The sequence below is a fragment of the Stenotrophomonas sp. 115C5 genome (genome assembly GCF_056861055.1).
The window spans coordinates 13,100-31,084 of record NZ_JBSPUQ010000010.1 but is presented as its reverse complement, the minus strand read 5'-3'; the positions used below and the strand labels follow the sequence as shown (position 1 = coordinate 31,084).

The following is a 17,985-nucleotide window of genomic DNA, read 5'->3' as shown; positions in this document are numbered from 1 at the left end:
GGGGTAAAATGGGCGGATTACCCCCGCCAGCCTCGAGCAAGCGAGCAAGACGTGACATCGATCAAGCAGGAAGACCTCATCCAGTCCATCGCCGACGCGCTGCAGTACATCTCGTACTACCACCCGGTCGACTACATCAAGAACCTTGCCGCCGCCTACGAGCGCGAGGAGTCGCCGGCCGCGAAGGAAGCGATGGCGCAGATCCTGATCAATTCGCGGATGTGCGCCGAAGGCCACCGTCCGATCTGCCAGGACACCGGCATCGTCACCGTGTTCCTGGAAATCGGCATGGACGTGCGTTGGGATGACGCCACCATGGGCGTGGAGGACATGGCCAATGAAGGCGTGCGCCGCGCCTACATGCACCCGGACAACAAGCTGCGCGCTTCGGTGCTGGCTGATCCGGCCGGCAAGCGCATCAACACCAGGGACAACACCCCGGGCGTGGTCAACGTGAAGGTGGTGCCGGGCAACACCGTCGACGTGATCGTCGCCGCCAAGGGCGGTGGCTCGGAAGCCAAGACCAAATTCGCCATGCTCAACCCGTCCGACTCGATCGTCGACTGGGTGCTGAAGACCGTGCCGACCATGGGCGCCGGCTGGTGCCCGCCGGGCATGCTCGGCATCGGCATCGGCGGTACCGCCGAGAAGGCGATGCTGCTGGCCAAGGAAGCGCTGATGGAACCGATCGACATCACCGAGCTGCAGGCCCGCGGTGCGTCCAACCGCATCGAAGAGCTGCGTCTGGAGCTGTACGAGAAGGTCAACGCCTTGGGCATCGGTGCGCAGGGCCTGGGCGGCCTGACCACCGTGCTCGACATCAAGATCAACGATTACCCGACCCATGCGGCCAACCTGCCGGTGGCGATGATCCCGAATTGCGCGGCCACCCGCCACGCGCACTTCACCCTGGACGGCAGCGGCCCGGTGATGCTGGACCCGCCGTCGCTGGAGGACTGGCCGAAGCTGACCTACGATTCGTCCAAGGGCACCCGCGTGGACCTGGACACGATCACGCCGGAAGACGTGGCCAGCTGGAAGCCGGGCCAGACTCTGCTGCTCAACGGCAAGCTGCTGACCGGGCGCGACGCCGCGCACAAGCGCATGGTCGACATGCTCAACAAGGGCGAGGCGCTGCCGGTCGATCTGAAGGGTCGCTTCATCTACTACGTCGGCCCGGTCGATCCGGTGCGCGACGAGGTGGTGGGGCCGGCCGGCCCGACCACGGCGACCCGCATGGACAAGTTCACCCGTCAGGTGCTGGAGCAGACCGGCCTGCTGGGCATGGTCGGCAAGGCCGAGCGCGGCCCGGCGGCGATCGAGGCGATCCGTGACAACAAGTCGGCCTACCTGATGGCCGTCGGTGGTTCGGCGTACCTGGTGTCCAAGGCGATCAAGGCCGCCAAAGTGGTCGGTTTCGCCGACCTGGGCATGGAAGCGATCTACGAGTTCACCGTGCAGGATATGCCGGTGACCGTGGCAGTGGATTCCACCGGCGAATCGGTACACAAGACCGGCCCGCGCGAATGGCAGGCCCGCATCGGCAAGATTCCGGTGGTGGTGGAGTAATCCTTCCACCCAGTGTCCAGACAGCGGCGCCCGTGTGGCGCCGTTGTTGTGTGCAGCCTGCCCGTGCGCGGCCTGCTCTGCTAACGTACTGGCCGGCGTACTGAAAGGGAGTCCATCGTGCTGCAGTGGTCGCGTGTTTCCGTGTTGCTGATCGCTACGCTGGCGTGCAGCGCCTGCGGGCCACGTTATTTCGTCGAACCACCCACCCACGAAGCGGGGAGGATCTGCGCGTCGGTCTGCGAGAGCCAGAAGGCGACATGCGACTTCCACAACCGCGCCCGTGCCGAGTCGGACCAGCGCAGCTGCGAAAGCGAGAAGAGCCGGATCATCAGCGGTTGCAGTGGTATCGCCGACGACAAGCAGCGGCACAACTGCGAAGGGGGCAACGGTGCCGGCAACTACTGCGGTCCCCCAGCGCTTCCTTCATGCAGTGCCCCGTACGCCCAGTGCCTGCTCTCCTGCGGCGGTACCGTGAATGAAGTCCGCACCGACACCGGTATTCCCGTGTACTGATCGCGGCACGCGTCGGTGCCTGCACGAGTAACCGTAGTCTGCTAGGGTCGGCACATCCCTGCACTGGATGTGCCCATGCGCCTGCATCGATCCGTCGCGGCTGTGTTCCTGCTGGTCCTGGCCGGCTGCAGCACAACGTCATCCTATGAAGGTGCGGATTTCTCCGCCTCCTCGCAGTGCCGCATGCAGTGCCAGGCCGACTATCGCAGCTGCATGGCGCGGGGCAGTATCGGCAGCAGCGACTTCAGCTGCGAGCAGCAGGCGGTGCCCGCGCCGGACAAGCGCTGCAAGGATGTCGCCAACCCCGAGCTGCGCCGTGCCTGCGAGCTGAAGGCGCATGACTGCACGATGCGCGCGCCGATGATGTCCTGTGGCGAACGCCGGGATTCCTGCATGAGCAGCTGCGGCTGAGCAACGATCGCGCGCGCGGGCGCATAATCGGCGGATCCACCTGCACAGGATCTTCCGCATGAGCACCACGCTGTATGGTTCGACCAGCACCGCCGCCCTCGTGGTGCATTGGCTGTTGATCGAGCTGGGCATCGAGCACGAGTTGGTGCTGCTGGATTTCGACGCGCGCGAGCACAAGTCGGCGGAGTACCTGGCGCTGAATCCGGCCGGTGTGGTGCCGACGCTGCTGATCGATGGCTTGGTACTGACCGAAGCGGCGGCCATTGCGTTGTACCTGGCTGATCGCCATCCGGACGCCAACCTGCTGCCCCCGGTGGGTACGCCACAGCGTGCCGATGCCTACCGGTGGATGTTCTGGTGTGCCAATACGCTGCAGCCCGCCTATCGCGCCTGGTTCTACCCGCATGAAATGGCGGGGGAGGCGAATATCGAGGCGAGCCGCGAGATGGCCCGTCAGCGCCTTGAAGCCGCCTGGCAGCATGTCGCCACGCACCTGCAGGTGCATGGTCCCTACCTGCTGGGCGCCACGCCCTGCGTGGTCGATTACATGCTGGTGATGCTGATGCGCTGGTCGCGCAACATGCCAAAGCCCAGCGACACCTGGCCGGTGCTGAAGGCGCATGCCACGTCGATGAAGGCGCGCCCGGCGTTTGCCGAGGTGTATCGCCGCGAGGGCATCACCGACTGGCGATAACCGAAAAAGGGGACGGAGGGAATTAAGTCGTTTGTGCACAAACGACTTAATTCCCTCCGTCCCCTTTTTCGGGCTAGAGGATCTCCAGCACCGTTTCCGGTGGGCGGCACAGCCGGGTGCCCTTGGGCGTGCGCACCACGGGGCGGTTGATCAGGCGCGGGTGTTCGGCCATCGAGGCCAGCAACGTGGCCTCGTCCGCATCTTCCAGGCCCAGTTCGGCGAACTGCGCTTCCTTGCTGCGCACCAGATCACGCGCGTCCAGCCCGGATTCGGCCAGCACCTGGCGCAGCGCGGCCACGTCCGGCGGGTTGCCCAGATACTCGATCACCACTGGATCGAAGCCCGCATCGCGGATCAGCTTCAGTGCGCCGCGCGAGTTGCTGCAGGCCGGGTTGTGCCAGATCGTCACGTCCATCAGAACCACTCCAGCAGCGACACGCCCACACCCACGTAGGTGGCTTTGTGGTTGTAGTCGATCAGGCTTTCGCCATAGCCATCGAAGACCTGCACATGGCCGCGCAGCAGGTTGCTGATCGGGAAGCCGTAATCCAGCTGCAGGGCGCCGTGCGAGCGGCTGCCGGTACGCAGCGAATGACGTGCCATCAGCGAGACTTCATGGCCGTTGCGGTTCCAGGTCAGGGTCGCGTCACCGCGGCCCATGTAGTCCTCGATGTCCGGATTGTTGTCGTCGCTGCGGGTCTCGGGAATGCGGTACCAGGGGCGCAGCACCAGCGCCCAGTTCTCACGGTCCAGGCCGATGTTGAGCATCACCCGGTTCCAGCTGCGCGACAGCGGATCAGCGCGGCCGTTGGACTGATGGTTCAGTGCGATGCCGGTCATGCGCCCGCGCCAGCCACCGATCGAGTAGCCGTTGCGGAATACCATCATCACTTCCGGCTCGTAATTGGTTTCGCGGAACGGGCGCGAATCCTCGCCATTGTAGGCCTGCCAGCGCGAACTCTGGGTGTAGCCGGCCCAGATATCGCCGTTGTCGCCGAACAGGTTCTCGGCGATCTTGGTCTTGAAGCTGATCTGGAACTTCAGTTCGGCACTGTCGAGCACCTGCGGGGTGGTGACCGTGTTGGCCGGGTTCGGCGAATGCGGCGTGGTGTTGCGGTCGCTGGTCCAGAACGCCGGCAGCAGGTACACCGGCTTGTAGGCACGCAGCTGGAATGGGCCCAGCTTGGAGTCCTCGGCCAGTTCCCAGCGGCTGTCCAGCAGCGAACCGCGGCCGGCGTTGGCCAGCGCGCTGTCCGGTGCCGCCGGACGGAACAGGTCGCTGACCCGTTCGCGCAGTTTCTCTTCGCCCTGGCTCACGCGTGCGGTCTGGCGCTCTTCGCGACGGGCCTGCGCGGCTGCCTCGGCAGCGGCGTCGGCAGCGGCCGTGGCCTGCGGGGTGTGCGCGAACAGGCGGTCATAGCAGGCCAGGCGCGCGGCGTCGGTGGTGATGGCGGCACACGCCGCCGGCGAGGTGTCGGTGCTGGGCACGAACTCCTGCGCGGCCAGCGGCGCACTGGCCAGGGCCAGCGCCAGCGGCGCGAGGCGGGGAAGCAGCGGGGGGAGGGTCATTCCAGCAGGCCCTTCGGTGAATACGGGAATCGCACAGTGTGGCGGCTGTACCGGATCGCGGCCAGCCCCCACGGTTTATGCACGGCCACTGCGTGCGTGTAGCGTGAAGGCTGCGCCGGTCACAGGAACCAGGCGAAGGCGAACAGCCCCAGCATCGCGATCACCACCGCCAGCTTCAGCGCCAGGCCGAGCAGGATGCCGAGCCAGGTGGCCAGGCCGACCTTTGTCGAGCGGCCCAGCTCGCGGGTGTGCCAGTACTCGCCGAGCAGGGCGCCGATCAACGGGCCGGCGAACAGGCCGATCGGCATGAAGAACAGGCCGACGATGCTGCCGACGAACGTGCCCCATAGCGCCTTCCGGCTGGCGCCCACCCGTTGTGCGCCCACCACCGTGGCCAGCACGTCCGCCAACAGCGAGAGCACGGTCAGTACACCCAGTGCGACCAGGGTTGGCCAGCCCACATGGGCGAAGCCGTCGGCCCAGGCCGCCAGCAGCAGTCCGATGAATACCAGCGGGATGCCGGGAAGGGCTGGCAGGATGATTCCGGCGATGCCGACCAGGACAAAAATGACCGCTAGCAGATATAAGATGAATGAGAGTCCCATGCTGTCCCGTATGGTGGCCGTTTTGGGGTTGACAGTGAAAGATTTTGCCAGTTGCTTTTTCGTTTTGGGCGGGTTAAGTTGCAGTCGCTGAGCTTGGCAAGGTCACCGTGGATCGTGGCCTGATGAAGCAAGATCTTCCCGATCCGCTGCATCGATGCACCTCGCTTCCCCCTTGCTTGTCAGCCGCCCACCAGGCGTTTCCAACAACAAGAGAGAGTCAAAGGGAGTTAGTGAGATGGCTGATCGCGAGACCGGTACCGTAAAGTGGTTCAATGATGCGAAGGGCTTCGGCTTCATCAGCCGGCAGAATGGCGAGGACGTGTTCGTGCACTTCCGCGCCATCGAGACCCAGGGCTTCAAGAGCCTCAAGGAAGGCCAGACTGTGAGCTTCGAAGTCGTGCAGGGCCAGAAGGGTCTGCAGGCTGACAAGGTGCAGCCGGTGTAATACCCGCCGCCTGTCGGCATGAAAAAGGCCCGCGCAAGCGGGCCTTTTTCGTTGCGCTTGGCCCGGTGCGGATCAGCGCAGGATGACCTTGCCGTTGACCACGCGCACGTAGGTGTTCTCGCGGATGCCGCCGAGGTCACGCTGGTTGACCACGATGGTGCGGCCATCGTCCATGCGCACGCTGATGTCGTAGGTATCGCTGGTCACGTTCTTCTGGATCTGGTTGCCGGCGAGCGCGCCACCGACCGCGCCTGCAGCGGCGGCGATGTTCTTGTTGCCGCGGCTGCCGCCGGTGTGGTCGGAGATCTCATGGCCGGCCACGGCGCCGACGATGCCGCCGAGGATGGCACCGGTCGCGCTGGGCGCGGTACGGCCGGACTGCACGGTGTTGATGCGGGTGACGATGCCGCAGTCGGCGCAGCGGCCCTGGTTGTAGCCACCATTGTTGCCGTAGCCGCCATTGTTGTAGCCGTTGTTGTAACCACCACCGCCGTAGCCGGGCGAGGTGGCACAGCCTGCCAGGGCGAGGGTAGCGATGGCGCTGGCGGCAATGAGCTGGATCTTCATGGGGCGTCTCCTGGCCGTGAAGGCGGGTGTCTGGGGTGGTACTGCGTCATGCAGCAGGGTGGACGAATCGTCCCCTTTTGAACGTGAACGACGCGCCAACCGTGCGTGCCTTGCCCGGCTGCAGGATGAATGCGGCTCAGCGGAAGTCCTGGTGGCAGACGCGGCAGTCGGCCTGCACGGTTTCCACCACTTGGGCCAGGGCCGTGCAGTCGCTGGGCGGCGCGGCCAGGGCGGCGTTGAGGTTGCCGCGCAGCTGGCTGGCGTGCTGCTGGAACTGCGCGTTGTCCTTCAGCCCGGGAAAGGCCAGATCGAGGTCGTTGGACAGCAGGCGCAGGGCCTGCAGGCGCGGCACGCTGTCGGCCAGGCTGCAGCGGTTCTGCTGCTGGGCCTGCTGCAGCAGCTGCGATTGCCGTTGCATCACCTGCATCAGGCTGTCCGGGAAGGGGTCGCGGCGCGCCTGCAGGGCGCGGCCCACCATCACCGTGGCGATCAGGCCGATCAACAGTCCCAGGCCGAGCACGAACAGATAGCGGTAGGCGGTGGACGGGCGGCGGGGTGGGCTGGCGTTCATGGCGGGCTCTCCGGGCGTGCAACGGTGGGTTCGATGCTGGCGCGCTGCAGGCGCTGGCGCCTGCACGTTAAAATAGCGGGATGAACGAACAGGTCAAACAACGCTTCGCCGGCATCGAACGGCTGTATGGCGTGGGTGCGCTCGAGCGCCTGCAGGGCAGTCGCGTGGCGGTGGTGGGCATGGGCGGCGTCGGCTCATGGGTGGTGGAAGCGCTGGCCCGCTCGGCGGTCGGCCACCTGACCCTGATCGATGCCGATGACATCTGCGTCTCCAACACCAACCGGCAGCTGCCGGCGATGGAAGGCAACTACGGCCGCAACAAGGCCGAGGCGATGGCCGAGCGCTGCCGTGCGATCAACCCGGACATCGAGGTCGATGCCGTGCAGGCGTTCCTGACCGTGTCCAACATGGCCGAGCTGCTGGACCGGGGCTTCGATCTGGTGATCGACGCCTGTGACAGCTTCCGGGTCAAGGTCGAGACGATTGCCTGGTGCCGCCGCCGCAAGCTGCCGCTGCTGACCGTCGGTGCCGCCGGTGGCCGTACCGATCCGACCCTGGTGCGCATCCGCGACGTCTCGCGCACCGAGCACGACGCCATGCTGGCGCTGATCCGCAAGAAGCTGCGCAGCGAGTTCAATTTCCCGAAGAACGCCAAGCGCTATTTCGGTGTGCCGGCAGTGTATTCGCTGGAGAACGTGAAGTATCCGCAGGCCGATGGCAGCGTCTGCGGCATCCGCCCGAACCTCGGCGCCGATGCGGCGTTGAAGCTGGACTGCGGCGCCGGCCTGGGTGCGGCGACCCATATCACTGGCGCGTTCGCGTTCGCGGCGGTGGGCAAGGCGCTGGAAATGCTGCTGGAGCCGAAGAAAGTGAAGGCCGAAGCGGTAGAGGCCAGCGAGGTGTGATGGATCGTGCCGGCCAACGGCCGGCACCTACCGTTACATTGCCGGCAGCGCGAACAGGCGTCGTGCGTTCTCCGTCGTGGCCTGGGCCACTGCGTCCAGCTCCATCCCGCGCAGCGCGGCCACGTGGCGGGCGATGACCGCCAGCCGTGCCGGTTCGTTGCGCTGGCCGCGGATGCCGGCGTCAGGCTGGTCGGGCGCGTCGGTCTCCAGCAGCAGCTGTTCCAGCGGCATGTCGCGCACCAGCCGCTGCAGGCGCTGCGCGCGTTCGTAGGTCAACGGGCCGCCGAGCCCGAGCAGGAAGCCCTGCCGGTGCAGTTGTGCCGCCTGTTCCGGGCTGCCGGAAAAGCTGTGCACCACGCCGCGCAGGCCGCCGATGCGACGGATCGCGGCGATCACCACGTCCACTGCGCGCCGTGCATGCACGATCACCGGCAGCTCGAACTCACGGGCCAGTTGCAGTTGGCCAATGAAGTACGCCTGCTGCGCCTCTGCATCCAGGCCTTCGACAAAGAAGTCCAGGCCGCATTCGCCGATCGCGCAGGGGCGTTCGCGCTCGATCCACTCGCGCAGCAGCGGCAGGTGGCCGGGCCGGTGCTCGGACAGGAACATCGGGTGCAGGCCGTAGGCCGGGTAAAGCCCCGGCGCCTGCTGGCAGACCTCGCGCAGCTTCGGCCAGCTGGCCGCGGTCACCGCCGGCACCACCTGCAGGCGCACGCCAGCGGCCTGCGCGCGTGCGATCACGGCGGCGCGGTCACTTTCGAACTCGCCGGCATCGAGGTGGCAGTGGCTGTCGACCAGCAGGCTCAACGCTGTTCCAGCGACGGCGGCGCCGTGGCGGTGTTGCGGCTTTTCCAGTTGGCCAGCAGCAGGGTGCCGAAGCCGAGCACCAGTTCATCGACGAACGGGATCGGGTCGGGGATGAACAGGGTCAGTACGAACAGGCCTGCGGTGAGCTTGAACAGGGTGGGGTAGCGCAGCCGGCGCGCCCATTGCAGTACCGGCAGCAGCATCGGGTTGGCCATGGCGGGGGTCCTCCTGGGGAATATGCAAACGCTACCACGGGCCCAGCATTTCCCGATGCTGAATGGGTTACGGGAATGAGCAGGAAATGTGGAGATTCCGTTCAGGCAGCGCATGCTGCAATCTGGTCCGAGAACGTTGCGGATGGTCCGCAAGGAGCAGGTCATGAAAAGCACAACTACAACTGTCCTGGTCGCAGCGGGCGCGCTGCTGGTCGGTGGTATCGCCACCGCCGCCTTCATGAAGAGCGGCGACACGTCGCCTGATTCCATCAGCGCCGGAACCCCCAATGGCGAATCGCGCCTGGTCGATGGCAACGCCACTGACGATGGCGCGCGTGGTGACACGCTCGACCCGTCGGCACCGCGTGGGCTGGAATATGCCGATGTGCTGAAGGTCGACCCGATCACCGAAAAGCAGAAGGCCTACGCCACCGTGATCGGCACCGATGCGGTGCGCGAGACCTCCACGACCCAGACCCCGCATGAAGTCTGCCAGGACGTGACCGTGCAGGAGCGCCTGCCGGAGCGTGACGGCAACGTCGGCGGCACCGTGGTCGGCGCGGTGGTCGGCGGCCTGCTCGGCAACCAGGTTGGCGGTGGTAACGGCAAGAAGGCCGCGACCGCGGCCGGAGCCGTGGCCGGTGGCTTCATCGGCAACCAGATCGACAAGCGCCATGTGGGTGGCCGCGTGGTCAACCGCACCGAGCGCCAGTGCCACACCGAGACCGCGACCTCCGAGTCGAGCCGCGTTACCGGCTACAACGTGACCTACCGCAACGAGGACGGCACCACCGGCACCATGCGCATGGCCAGCAAGCCGGGCAACCGCATCGCCATGGGCACCAACGACGTGGTGAAGGGCTACAACGTGACCTACCGCTACGACGGCGCCGAGAAGACCGTGCGCATGGACAACAAGCCGGCCAGCGATCGCCTGCCGGTGGTCGATGGCCAGCTGGTCACGCAGACCGCTGCTGCCGGCGCCACTGCGGCCACGCGCCAGTAATCCAGAACACCCTGCTGTACCCGACGGGCCGGCTCATGCCGGCCCGTTCTTTTGTGAGCGCGGGCATTCATCCGTGTGGACGCGGAATCCACCATCATGGTGGCCCCTTCGACATGGAGTCGGCATGAGCATCTTCGACCTGCGCATCGAAACAGAGCGCCTGATCCTGCGCCCGCTGCTGCGCGAGGACTACGAACCTTACCTGGCGTTCTGCGCCGACGAGGAAACGATGCGCACCCTCGGTGGCGTGCAGCCGCCTTCGGTGGCCTGGCGTGGCTTCTGCAGCCTGGCTGGCGCCTGGCAGCTGTTCGGCTTCTCGATGTTCAGCGTGATCGAGAAATCCAGCGGTGACTGGATCGGGCGCATGGGTCCCTGGCAACCGCAGGACTGGCCCGGTACCGAGGTTGGCTGGGGCATCCGCCATGCCAGCTGGGGCAGGGGCTATGCGCCGGAAGCTGCGGTCGCCGCGATCGACTGGGCGTTCGACACGCTCGGGTGGGATGAGGTGATCCACACCATCGCCGAGAACAACGACAACTCGCGGGCGGTCGCGCGCAAGCTCGGCAGCACGATGCTGCGCATGGGGGAGTTGCCAGCGCCGTACAACGACAAGCCGATGCAGATCTGGGGCCAGTCGCGCGAGCAATGGCGGCAGCGCCGTTCGCCATTGTAGAGCCGAGCCCATGCTCGGCTGCATCTGGCGCACAGCAGCCGAGCATGGGCTCGGCTCTACAGATTGTCCGCATGCTGCACCCGCGCTTGGCATTCACCGGCGTGCTTGCCAGACTGCACGCAACCGGCCGCCGGCCGGACGTGATGGAGCAGGCAATGGTGGAAGAGCGCGTCCCGCTGACGGTGCATGGCATGTCGGTCTCGGGCAATTGCCACAAGGTCCGCCTGCTGCTGGAGCAACTCGGCAGTCGTTACCGCTGGGTGGAAGTGGACAGTGCCCACGGCCAGACCCATACCCCCGAATTCCTGGCGCTCAACCCGAATGCCAAGGTGCCGCTGATCGTCCGCGACGATGGCCGCGTGCTGACCGAATCCAACGCGATCCTGTTCTGGCTGGCCGAAGGCACGCCGTACCTGCCCACTGATGGTTGGGAGCGCGCGCAGGCGTTGAGCTGGATGTTCTTCGAGCAGTACACGCACGAGCCGTGCGTGGCAGTGGCGCGCTTCATCCGCGGCTGGACCGCGCCCGAATCGCCGCGCCGCGCCGAACTGCCACGTCTGCACGAGCGCGCCGCCACCGCGCTGGCGGTGATGGAGCAGCACCTGCGCCAGGCGCAGTGGTTCACCGGAAGCGGATACGGCATCGCCGATATCGCCCTGTTTGCCTATACCGATGTGGCGGGCGAGGGCGGCATCAGCCTGGAACCATTCCCGGAAGTTCGCGCCTGGCTGCAGCGCGTGCGTGAGCAGCCGCGCTTCCTTCCGATGCCGGCGGTGACCGCCGAAGTGCGCTCGCGATTCGAGGCCGCGTGACTCTCGCCAAGGTGACCCCCACAGGGTAGCGCCGGGCCATGCCCGGCGGAATGCAACAACGACACGGAGGGTGTTCGATGTTCGCTGTGGTTCCAGATCCGATTCCCGCACGCATGCGCGTGCTCAACCGCGCCGAAGTGTGCGACGTCAACTTCCTCGATGCGGTGCGTGGCTGGCGCGGCACCCCGCGCCCGCGCCCGGCACCGGATGCGCCGATCCTGCCGGGCAGCACGCTCACCGGCGCTGCTTTCGGCGAACTGTTCGACTCGCAGCTGGCCAGCCGCCAGCTGGACCTGATGGCACGCGTGCTGCGCGTGCAGAACAAGGTCTTCTACACCATCGGTTCCTCCGGCCATGAAGGCAATGCACTGCTGGCGCGGGCCTGCCGGCATACCGATCCCGCCTTCCTGCACTATCGCTCCGGTGCCTTCATGGCTGAGCGTTCGCGCCAGGTGCCGGGTATCGACCCGCTGCGCGATGCCGCTCTGTCCTTCGCCGCCAGCGCGGATGATCCGGCCAGCGGTGGCCGCCACAAGGTGTGGGGCAGCAAGCCATTGTGGGTGCTGCCGCAGACCTCGACGATTGCTTCGCACCTGCCGAAGGCGCTGGGCACCGCGCTGGCCATCGAAAGCGGCAAGCGGCTGGGGCAGGCGCTGCCGGTTCCCACCGACAGCATCGTGCTGTGCTCGTTCGGCGATGCCTCGGCCAACCATGCCACCGCGCAGACCGCCTTCAATACCGCGATGTGGTCGGCCTACCAGAAGCTGCCTGCACCGATCCTGTTCGTCTGCGAGGACAACGGTCTGGGCATTTCGGTGAAGACGCCGGACGGCTGGATTGCCGAGCGCTTCAGCCGGCAGCCGGGGCTCGACTATTTCTTCGCCGATGGCCTGGACCTGGCCACCGGGCACGCCCAGGTGCAGGCCGCGGTGGAACATTGTCGGCGCACGCGGCGGCCGACCTTCCTGCATCTGCGTACCACGCGCCTGATGGGCCATGCCGGCACTGACTTTGAAGTGGAATGGCGCGCGCTGCCGGAGCTGTGCGCGGCCGAGGCGCAGGATCCGCTGCTGCGCTCGGCGCAGATCGCGATGGAATCGGGCTGGATGGATGCAGCCGCCATCGAAGTGGCCTACGAAACGATGCGCGCGCGCTGCATGGCGGCGGCCGCCGACGCCGAAGGCCACCCGACGCTGCAGTCGCTGCAGGAAGTGATGGCGCCGCTGGCGCCGTACACACCGGCGGCGGTGCAGGCCGAAGCGCGGCGCGAGGTGTCTGCCGAGACGCGCGAAGCGCTGTATGGCGGTGCGGAGACCCTGCCTGAGCGGCAGGCGCCACGGCACCTCGCCATCCAGATCAACCACGGCCTGCAGGAGCTGCTGGCGAAGTATCCGCAGAGCCTGCTGTTCGGCGAGGACGTCGCGCAGAAGGGCGGTGTCTACACCGTCACCAAGGATCTGCTGCGCCGCTTCGGCCCACGTCGGGTGTTCAACACCCTGCTGGACGAGACCATGATCCTGGGCATGGCGCAGGGCCTGGCCAACATGGGCATGCTGCCGATTCCGGAGATCCAGTACCTGGCCTACCTGCACAACGCCATCGACCAGGTGCGCGGCGAAGCGTGTTCGTTGCAGTTCTTCTCCAATGACCAGTACCGCAATCCGATGCTGGTGCGGGTGGCAGGGCTGGGGTACCAGAAGGGCTTCGGTGGCCACTTCCACAACGACAATTCAATCACGGCGCTGCGCGACATTCCCGGCCTGGTGGTCGGTTGCCCGTCGCGTGGCGACGATGCGGTGATGATGCTGCGCACGCTGGCGGCGCTGGCCCGGGTGGATGGACGTGTGGCGGTGTTCCTGGAGCCCATCGCACTGTACATGAGCAAGGACCTGCATGAGCCGGGCGATGGCCAGTGGCTGTTCGACTACCCGGACCAGGGCCAGGCGCTGGTACCGGGTGAAGGCCGGGTCTATGCGCCGGAGGCAGGCGACCTGGTGGTCTACACCTATGGCAACGGCGTGCCGATGGCGCTGCGCGCGGCGCGGGCGATCGAGCAGCAGCTGGGTTGGCAGGTGCGGGTGGTCGACCTGCGCTGGCTGGTGCCGCTGGATGCCGGCTTCATCGCCAGCCAGGCCGCCAGTGCACGGCGGGTGCTGGTGCTGGACGAGGGCCGCCACAGTGGCGGGGTGGGCGAGGGCGTGGTCACGGCACTGGTCGAGGCCGGTTTCGGCCACCTGCCGCTGCGCCGGGTCTGCGGTGCCGATACCTATACCCCGCTGGCGGGGGCAGCAATGTTCGGGCTTCCAAGCGACAATGCGGTGATTGGCGCCGCCCTTGAACTGGCGCAGGAACCTTGATGCATGTGTGGATTGGCGGGAATGTTGTTGCCGGCGCCTGTGGCGTCGGCCGAAGTGCTGCAGGCGCAGGTTCTGGCCATGGGCGAGGCGCTTCACCACCGCGGGCCGGATGATGGCGGCAGCTGGGCCGATGCCGGGGCAGGCATCGCGCTGGCGCACCGTCGGCTGAGCATTCTCGACCTGTCGCCGCTGGGCCACCAGCCGATGGCCTCATCCGATGGTCGCTACGTGATGGCCTACAACGGCGAGGTCTACAACTTCGCCGCCCTGCGTGCCGAACTGGAGCCGCTGGGGCATGCCTTCCGTGGCCACTCCGACACCGAGGTGCTGCTGGCAGCGATCCTGCAGTGGGGCATCGAGGACACCCTGCAGCGCTGCAACGGCATGTTCGCCATCGCGCTGTGGGACCGCCAGCAGCAGTGCCTGTGGCTGGCCCGCGATCGTGTTGGCAAGAAGCCGCTGTACTACGGCTGGGCCGGTGACACCCTGGTGTTCGGTTCCGAACTGAAGGCGCTGTGGCAGCACCCGGCCTTCGACAACGACATCGATCGCGACGCACTGACCCTGTTGCTGCGGTTGGACTACATTCCGGCCCCGCACAGCATCCACCAGCGCTGCTACAAGCTGATGCCGGGGCGCGTGCTGCGCCTGGATGCCGAAGCCGTCGCGGCGGGGGCATCGGCGCACCGCCCGGAGCAGGCGCAGCGCCCCTACTGGGATGCGCGAGCACGCATGCAGGCGGCGCTGGCTGCGCCGTTCCAGGGCCGCATCGAGGAGGCCGAGGAACAGCTGGACGGGCTGCTGCGCGACGCAGTGGCGCTGCGCATGGTGGCCGACGTGCCGGTGGGCGTGTTCCTGTCCGGCGGCACCGATTCATCGCTGGTGGCCGCGCTGATGCAGGCACAGAGCGGTCAGCCGGTGCACAGCTTCAGTATCGGCTTCACCGGTTCGGGCCACGACGAGGCGCCGCTGGCCAAGGAACTGGCCGCGCATCTGGGCTGTGACCACACCGAACTCTACGTCAGCGGTGCCGATGCACTGGCGGTGGTGCCGCAGTTGCCGGCGATGTTCGACGAACCCTTCGCTGATGCCTCGCAGGTGCCGACCGCGCTGGTCGCCCGCTTGGCGCGGCAGGGCGTAACCGTCGCGCTGTCCGGCGATGGTGGTGACGAGCTGTTCTTCGGCTATACCCGCTATGTGCGAGCGCTGCGCAACTGGCAGATGCTGGGCCGCGTGCCGGGGCCGCTGCGGCGCTGGATGGGCGCGCGCTCCCAGCAGCAGGGCGAGGCCTCGCGTACCGGCGGCCTGGCCGCGCTGTTGGCCGAGTCCGGCGCGCGTGGCATCGGTGACGTGTACCGCAACCGCATCTCGCGCTGGCGCGACCCGACGGCGGCAGTGCCGGGCGCACAGGCTGCCGGCAGCTTCTACGACCTGGCCGATCCGTTGCACGGCGCCGGCACACCGGCCGACGCGATGATGCTGGCCGATTACGTGACCTACCTGCCGGATGACCTGCTGTGCAAGGTCGACCGCACCTCGATGGCAGTCAGCCTGGAGGCACGCGCGCCGCTGCTGGACTGGCGCGTGGCCGAGTTCGCCTGGTCGCTGCCGCTGGGCTTCAAGCGCAGCGAAACCACCAGCAAGGTGCTGCTCAAGCGCGTTCTTGGCCGCTACGTGCCGCAGTCGATGGTGCACCGGCCCAAGCGCGGATTCGGTGCGCCGGTCAGCGACTGGCTGAAGGGCGACCTGCGGCCGTGGGCCGAAGACCTGCTGCAGCCCGCACGGCTGGAGCAGGAGGGCGTGTTGTCGGCGGCGGCGGTGCAGCCGCTGTGGCAGCAGTTCCTCGGCGGCCAGCGCAAGTGGCATACCCATCTGTGGAACGTGCTGATGTTCCAGGCCTGGCAGGCACATTGGCGGCAGGTGCGCGCGGGCGTGACCGGCGGCTGATCTTCACCGGACGGCACGGACCCGGCGTCTAGGCTGGGCCTCCCGCACCGTGAGGAGAAAATCCCGATGTCCGTCCCCACCATCGCCGTGTTCGTCGGCAGCCTGCGCAAGGATTCCTGCAACCGCAAACTGGCCCATGCGCTGGAGAAGATTGCCGGTGACCGTGCGCGCTTCCAGTACGTGCAGATCGGTGATCTGCCGTTGTACGACCAGGACTTCGATGGGCACTATCCGGCGCAGGGTACCCGGCTGAAGGACCAGGTCCGTGCCGCCGACGCGGTGCTGTTCGTGACCCCCGAATACAACCGGTCGGTGCCGGGCGTGCTGAAGAACGCCATCGATATCGGCTCGCGCCCGTATGGCGACAGCGCGTTTGCCGGCAAGCCGGCGGCGGTGATCGGCGCCTCCATCGGCCAGATCGGCACCGCCGTGGCCCAGCAGCACCTGCGCAACAGCCTGGCCTTCCTGGACATGCACGTGCTCGGCCAGCCCGAGGCGTTCATTCATTTCAAGGACGGCCTGATCGATGCCGATGGCTCGATCCACAACGAAGGCACGCAGAAGTTCCTGCAGGGCTATGTGGACCGGTTCCTGGCGCTGATCGCGGTTCACGTCAAGGGCGATTGACGCCAGCGGTTGCCACCCCCATCTGCGATAATGCCCGCTCGGGTGCCGCAACGGCGCCCGTCGCAGGCAGTGCGACGCCCCCACGCCAATCTGGCCAGGCACCGGCGGATATCCCCCGTTTCTCCACGGCTTATCCACAGGCTTGTCCATGGCCGCCGGGGTCGGCGCATGCCTACACTCGTCCGGCCCACTTTTGCAGGAAACACCGCAGCATGTCCGCTCGCCCCGGCTTCCGTTCCAACCGCAGAGAGCGCGGTGATGGCTTCGATCGCGATCGCGACGAGTCGCGCATCGACCAGTTGCGGGTACCGCCCCATTCGGTGGAAGCCGAGCAGGCGGTGCTGGGTGGCCTGATGCTGGCTCCGGAGGCCTATGACCGGGTCAATGACCAGCTGACCGAAGGCGATTTCTACCGCCGCGACCACCAGATGATCTATCGCGCGATCCGTGAGCTGTCCGAGCGCGAGCGGCCGTTCGATGCGGTGACCCTGGGCGAGTGGTTCGAATCGCAGGGCAAGATGGAACTGGTGGGCGATGGTGCCTATCTGATCGAGCTGGCGAGTACCACGCCGTCGGCGGCCAACATCGTGGCCTACGCCGAGATCGTGCGTGACAAGGCAGTGCTGCGGCAGCTGATCCAGGTTGGCACCGACATCGTCAACGATGGTTTCCAGCCCGAGGGCCGTGAGAGCAGCGAGCTGCTGGCATCGGCGGAAAAGAGCGTGTTCGCCATCGCCGAACAGGGCGCACGCGGCCGTACCGATTTCGTGGCGATGCCCGGTGCACTGAAGGATGCCTTCGAAGAGCTGCGCAGCCGCTTCGAGAACGGCGGCAACATCACCGGCCTGCCGACCGGCTACAACGATTTCGATGCGATGACCTCCGGCCTGCAGCCGACCGACCTGATCATCCTGGCTGCGCGCCCGGCCATGGGCAAGACCACCTTCGCGCTGAACATCGCCGAGTACGCGGCGATCAAGTCGAAGAAGGGCGTGGCGGTGTTCTCGATGGAAATGTCGGCATCGCAGCTGGCGATGCGCCTGATTTCCTCCAATGGCCGCATCAACGCGCAGCGCCTGCGTACCGGCCAGCTGGAAGACGAGGACTGGAGCCGCGTCACCAGCGCGATCAAGATGCTGAAGGAAACCAAGATCTTCATCGACGATACGCCGGGCGTGTCGCCGGAGGTGCTGCGTTCCAAGTGCCGCCGCCTCAAGCGCGAGCATGACCTGGGCCTGGTGGTGATCGACTACCTGCAGCTGATGAGCGTGCCGGGCAACAGTGAAAACCGCGCGACCGAAATCTCGGAGATCTCGCGTTCGCTGAAGGGCCTGGCCAAGGAACTGCACGTGCCGGTGATCGCGCTGTCGCAGCTCAACCGCTCGCTGGAAACACGCACCGACAAGCGCCCGGTGATGGCCGACCTTCGCGAATCGGGCGCAATCGAGCAGGATGCGGACATGATCGTCTTCATCTACCGCGACGATTACTACAACAAGGAAAATTCGCCGGACAAGGGCCTGGCCGAGATCATCATCGGCAAGCACCGTGGTGGCCCGACCGGTTCGTGCAAGCTGAAGTTCTTCGGCGAATACACCCGCTTCGACAACCTGGCCCACGATTCGGTCGGCTCGTTCGAGTAACAGGCGTGCCGGCCGCTGTCCGGCAACCTCCTCCTGGCCGACAAACCAT

Annotated in this window: 20 protein-coding genes; 13 read left to right on the top strand and 7 right to left on the bottom strand. The window is 66.6% G+C overall.

Annotation, left to right across the window (positions count from 1 at the left end):
* Nucleotides 1–51: 51 nt before the first annotated feature.
* The 4 genes from AC13FN_RS13125 (at nt 52) to AC13FN_RS13110 (ending at nt 3,187) form a co-directional block, all read left to right on the top strand.
* Nucleotides 52–1,569: a FumA C-terminus/TtdB family hydratase beta subunit gene (locus tag AC13FN_RS13125; protein ID WP_180866331.1), complete on the top strand. Its 1,518-nt coding sequence runs from the start codon at nt 52–54 to the stop codon at nt 1,567–1,569.
* A gap of 117 nt (nt 1,570–1,686) precedes the next feature.
* Nucleotides 1,687–2,082: a hypothetical protein gene (locus AC13FN_RS13120; RefSeq protein WP_217013771.1), complete on the top strand. Its 396-nt coding sequence runs from the start codon at nt 1,687–1,689 to the stop codon at nt 2,080–2,082.
* 75 nt (nt 2,083–2,157) lie between these two features.
* Nucleotides 2,158–2,493 (top strand): hypothetical protein, encoded by a 336-nt coding sequence (locus AC13FN_RS13115; RefSeq protein WP_049434852.1) that lies wholly within the window; start codon nt 2,158–2,160, stop codon nt 2,491–2,493.
* A 58-nt stretch (nt 2,494–2,551) separates the two neighbouring features.
* Nucleotides 2,552–3,187 (top strand): glutathione S-transferase family protein, encoded by a 636-nt coding sequence (locus tag AC13FN_RS13110; RefSeq protein WP_049434853.1) that lies wholly within the window; start codon nt 2,552–2,554, stop codon nt 3,185–3,187.
* 73 nt (nt 3,188–3,260) lie between these two features.
* Here the strand turns inward: AC13FN_RS13110 and arsC are convergent, their stop codons facing one another.
* From arsC to AC13FN_RS13095, 3 genes are all read right to left on the bottom strand, one after another.
* Nucleotides 3,261–3,602, bottom strand: a complete 342-nt coding sequence (arsC, locus tag AC13FN_RS13105) for an arsenate reductase (glutaredoxin) (protein ID WP_043401582.1) — start codon at nt 3,600–3,602, stop codon at nt 3,261–3,263.
* A complete protein-coding gene (locus AC13FN_RS13100) occupies nt 3,602–4,756 on the bottom strand; it encodes a phospholipase A (RefSeq protein WP_049434855.1) in 1,155 nt (384 codons plus the stop codon). The genes arsC and AC13FN_RS13100 overlap by 1 nt, the downstream gene beginning before the upstream one ends.
* A gap of 119 nt (nt 4,757–4,875) precedes the next feature.
* The gene (locus AC13FN_RS13095) at nt 4,876–5,361 is read right to left on the bottom strand and encodes a DUF456 domain-containing protein (RefSeq protein WP_010486801.1); all 486 of its coding nucleotides are present in this window, start codon (nt 5,359–5,361) and stop codon (nt 4,876–4,878) included.
* A 235-nt stretch (nt 5,362–5,596) separates the two neighbouring features.
* Here AC13FN_RS13095 and AC13FN_RS13090 point away from each other — a divergent pair, with 235 nt between their 5' ends.
* Nucleotides 5,597–5,806: a cold-shock protein gene (locus AC13FN_RS13090; RefSeq protein ID WP_010486802.1), complete on the top strand. Its 210-nt coding sequence runs from the start codon at nt 5,597–5,599 to the stop codon at nt 5,804–5,806.
* A gap of 72 nt (nt 5,807–5,878) precedes the next feature.
* Here the strand turns inward: AC13FN_RS13090 and AC13FN_RS13085 are convergent, their stop codons facing one another.
* Nucleotides 5,879–6,373: a glycine zipper 2TM domain-containing protein gene (locus AC13FN_RS13085; RefSeq protein WP_010486804.1), complete on the bottom strand. Its 495-nt coding sequence runs from the start codon at nt 6,371–6,373 to the stop codon at nt 5,879–5,881.
* A 136-nt stretch (nt 6,374–6,509) separates the two neighbouring features.
* The gene (locus tag AC13FN_RS13080; protein WP_054172151.1) at nt 6,510–6,944 is read right to left on the bottom strand and encodes a hypothetical protein; all 435 of its coding nucleotides are present in this window, start codon (nt 6,942–6,944) and stop codon (nt 6,510–6,512) included.
* Nucleotides 6,945–7,024: 80 nt separating this feature from the next.
* Between AC13FN_RS13080 and AC13FN_RS13075 the strand changes: the two genes are divergently transcribed.
* Nucleotides 7,025–7,849 carry a tRNA threonylcarbamoyladenosine dehydratase gene (locus AC13FN_RS13075; RefSeq protein WP_010486808.1) on the top strand — a complete coding sequence of 275 codons (825 nt, stop codon included), beginning with the start codon at nt 7,025–7,027 and terminating at the stop codon, nt 7,847–7,849.
* Nucleotides 7,850–7,882: 33 nt separating this feature from the next.
* On the opposite strand, the gene AC13FN_RS13070 is transcribed toward AC13FN_RS13075, so the two are convergent.
* Together AC13FN_RS13070 and AC13FN_RS13065 are read right to left on the bottom strand one after the other, a co-directional pair.
* Nucleotides 7,883–8,656, bottom strand: a complete 774-nt coding sequence (locus AC13FN_RS13070) for a TatD family hydrolase (RefSeq protein ID WP_217013767.1) — start codon at nt 8,654–8,656, stop codon at nt 7,883–7,885.
* Nucleotides 8,653–8,871 (bottom strand): DUF6116 family protein, encoded by a 219-nt coding sequence (locus AC13FN_RS13065; RefSeq protein ID WP_010486812.1) that lies wholly within the window; start codon nt 8,869–8,871, stop codon nt 8,653–8,655. The genes AC13FN_RS13070 and AC13FN_RS13065 overlap by 4 nt, the downstream gene beginning before the upstream one ends.
* Nucleotides 8,872–9,034: 163 nt before the next feature.
* Here AC13FN_RS13065 and AC13FN_RS13060 point away from each other — a divergent pair, with 163 nt between their 5' ends.
* The 7 genes from AC13FN_RS13060 (at nt 9,035) to AC13FN_RS13030 (ending at nt 17,936) form a co-directional block, all read left to right on the top strand.
* Nucleotides 9,035–9,877 (top strand): glycine zipper 2TM domain-containing protein, encoded by an 843-nt coding sequence (locus tag AC13FN_RS13060; RefSeq protein ID WP_100447141.1) that lies wholly within the window; start codon nt 9,035–9,037, stop codon nt 9,875–9,877.
* 124 nt (nt 9,878–10,001) lie between these two features.
* Nucleotides 10,002–10,550: a GNAT family N-acetyltransferase gene (locus tag AC13FN_RS13055; RefSeq protein WP_049434866.1), complete on the top strand. Its 549-nt coding sequence runs from the start codon at nt 10,002–10,004 to the stop codon at nt 10,548–10,550.
* Between the two features lie 155 nt (nt 10,551–10,705).
* Nucleotides 10,706–11,362 (top strand): glutathione S-transferase family protein, encoded by a 657-nt coding sequence (locus AC13FN_RS13050; protein ID WP_043401620.1) that lies wholly within the window; start codon nt 10,706–10,708, stop codon nt 11,360–11,362.
* A gap of 77 nt (nt 11,363–11,439) precedes the next feature.
* Nucleotides 11,440–13,719 carry a thiamine pyrophosphate-dependent enzyme gene (locus AC13FN_RS13045; protein ID WP_217013764.1) on the top strand — a complete coding sequence of 760 codons (2,280 nt, stop codon included), beginning with the start codon at nt 11,440–11,442 and terminating at the stop codon, nt 13,717–13,719.
* Nucleotides 13,720–13,722: 3 nt separating this feature from the next.
* Nucleotides 13,723–15,666, top strand: coding sequence for an asparagine synthase (glutamine-hydrolyzing) (gene asnB, locus AC13FN_RS13040; protein WP_197644666.1), 1,944 nt, complete (start codon nt 13,723–13,725; stop codon nt 15,664–15,666).
* A 66-nt stretch (nt 15,667–15,732) separates the two neighbouring features.
* Nucleotides 15,733–16,293 carry an NADPH-dependent FMN reductase gene (locus AC13FN_RS13035; RefSeq protein ID WP_043401598.1) on the top strand — a complete coding sequence of 187 codons (561 nt, stop codon included), beginning with the start codon at nt 15,733–15,735 and terminating at the stop codon, nt 16,291–16,293.
* 212 nt (nt 16,294–16,505) lie between these two features.
* Nucleotides 16,506–17,936 (top strand): replicative DNA helicase, encoded by a 1,431-nt coding sequence (locus AC13FN_RS13030; protein ID WP_010486827.1) that lies wholly within the window; start codon nt 16,506–16,508, stop codon nt 17,934–17,936.
* The last annotated feature ends 49 nt before the right edge of the window (nt 17,937–17,985 follow it).

What these genes read in the sequence shown, in the direction of transcription:
- asnB (WP_197644666.1), top strand. Translation starts at nt 13,723, where the DNA reads ATGTGTGGATTGGCGGGAATGTTGTTGCCGGCGCCTGTGGCGTCGGCC.
- AC13FN_RS13030 (WP_010486827.1), top strand. Translation starts at nt 16,506, where the DNA reads ATGTCCGCTCGCCCCGGCTTCCGTTCCAACCGCAGAGAGCGCGGTGAT.
- AC13FN_RS13035 (WP_043401598.1), top strand. Translation starts at nt 15,733, where the DNA reads ATGTCCGTCCCCACCATCGCCGTGTTCGTCGGCAGCCTGCGCAAGGAT.
- arsC (WP_043401582.1), bottom strand. Translation starts at nt 3,602, where the DNA reads ATGGACGTGACGATCTGGCACAACCCGGCCTGCAGCAACTCGCGCGGC.
- AC13FN_RS13085 (WP_010486804.1), bottom strand. Translation starts at nt 6,373, where the DNA reads ATGAAGATCCAGCTCATTGCCGCCAGCGCCATCGCTACCCTCGCCCTG.
- AC13FN_RS13100 (WP_049434855.1), bottom strand. Translation starts at nt 4,756, where the DNA reads ATGACCCTCCCCCCGCTGCTTCCCCGCCTCGCGCCGCTGGCGCTGGCC.
- AC13FN_RS13095 (WP_010486801.1), bottom strand. Translation starts at nt 5,361, where the DNA reads ATGGGACTCTCATTCATCTTATATCTGCTAGCGGTCATTTTTGTCCTG.
- AC13FN_RS13055 (WP_049434866.1), top strand. Translation starts at nt 10,002, where the DNA reads ATGAGCATCTTCGACCTGCGCATCGAAACAGAGCGCCTGATCCTGCGC.
- AC13FN_RS13045 (WP_217013764.1), top strand. Translation starts at nt 11,440, where the DNA reads ATGTTCGCTGTGGTTCCAGATCCGATTCCCGCACGCATGCGCGTGCTC.
- AC13FN_RS13110 (WP_049434853.1), top strand. Translation starts at nt 2,552, where the DNA reads ATGAGCACCACGCTGTATGGTTCGACCAGCACCGCCGCCCTCGTGGTG.
- AC13FN_RS13050 (WP_043401620.1), top strand. Translation starts at nt 10,706, where the DNA reads ATGGTGGAAGAGCGCGTCCCGCTGACGGTGCATGGCATGTCGGTCTCG.
- AC13FN_RS13090 (WP_010486802.1), top strand. Translation starts at nt 5,597, where the DNA reads ATGGCTGATCGCGAGACCGGTACCGTAAAGTGGTTCAATGATGCGAAG.
- AC13FN_RS13060 (WP_100447141.1), top strand. Translation starts at nt 9,035, where the DNA reads ATGAAAAGCACAACTACAACTGTCCTGGTCGCAGCGGGCGCGCTGCTG.
- AC13FN_RS13115 (WP_049434852.1), top strand. Translation starts at nt 2,158, where the DNA reads ATGCGCCTGCATCGATCCGTCGCGGCTGTGTTCCTGCTGGTCCTGGCC.
- AC13FN_RS13080 (WP_054172151.1), bottom strand. Translation starts at nt 6,944, where the DNA reads ATGAACGCCAGCCCACCCCGCCGCCCGTCCACCGCCTACCGCTATCTG.
- AC13FN_RS13075 (WP_010486808.1), top strand. Translation starts at nt 7,025, where the DNA reads ATGAACGAACAGGTCAAACAACGCTTCGCCGGCATCGAACGGCTGTAT.
- AC13FN_RS13065 (WP_010486812.1), bottom strand. Translation starts at nt 8,871, where the DNA reads ATGGCCAACCCGATGCTGCTGCCGGTACTGCAATGGGCGCGCCGGCTG.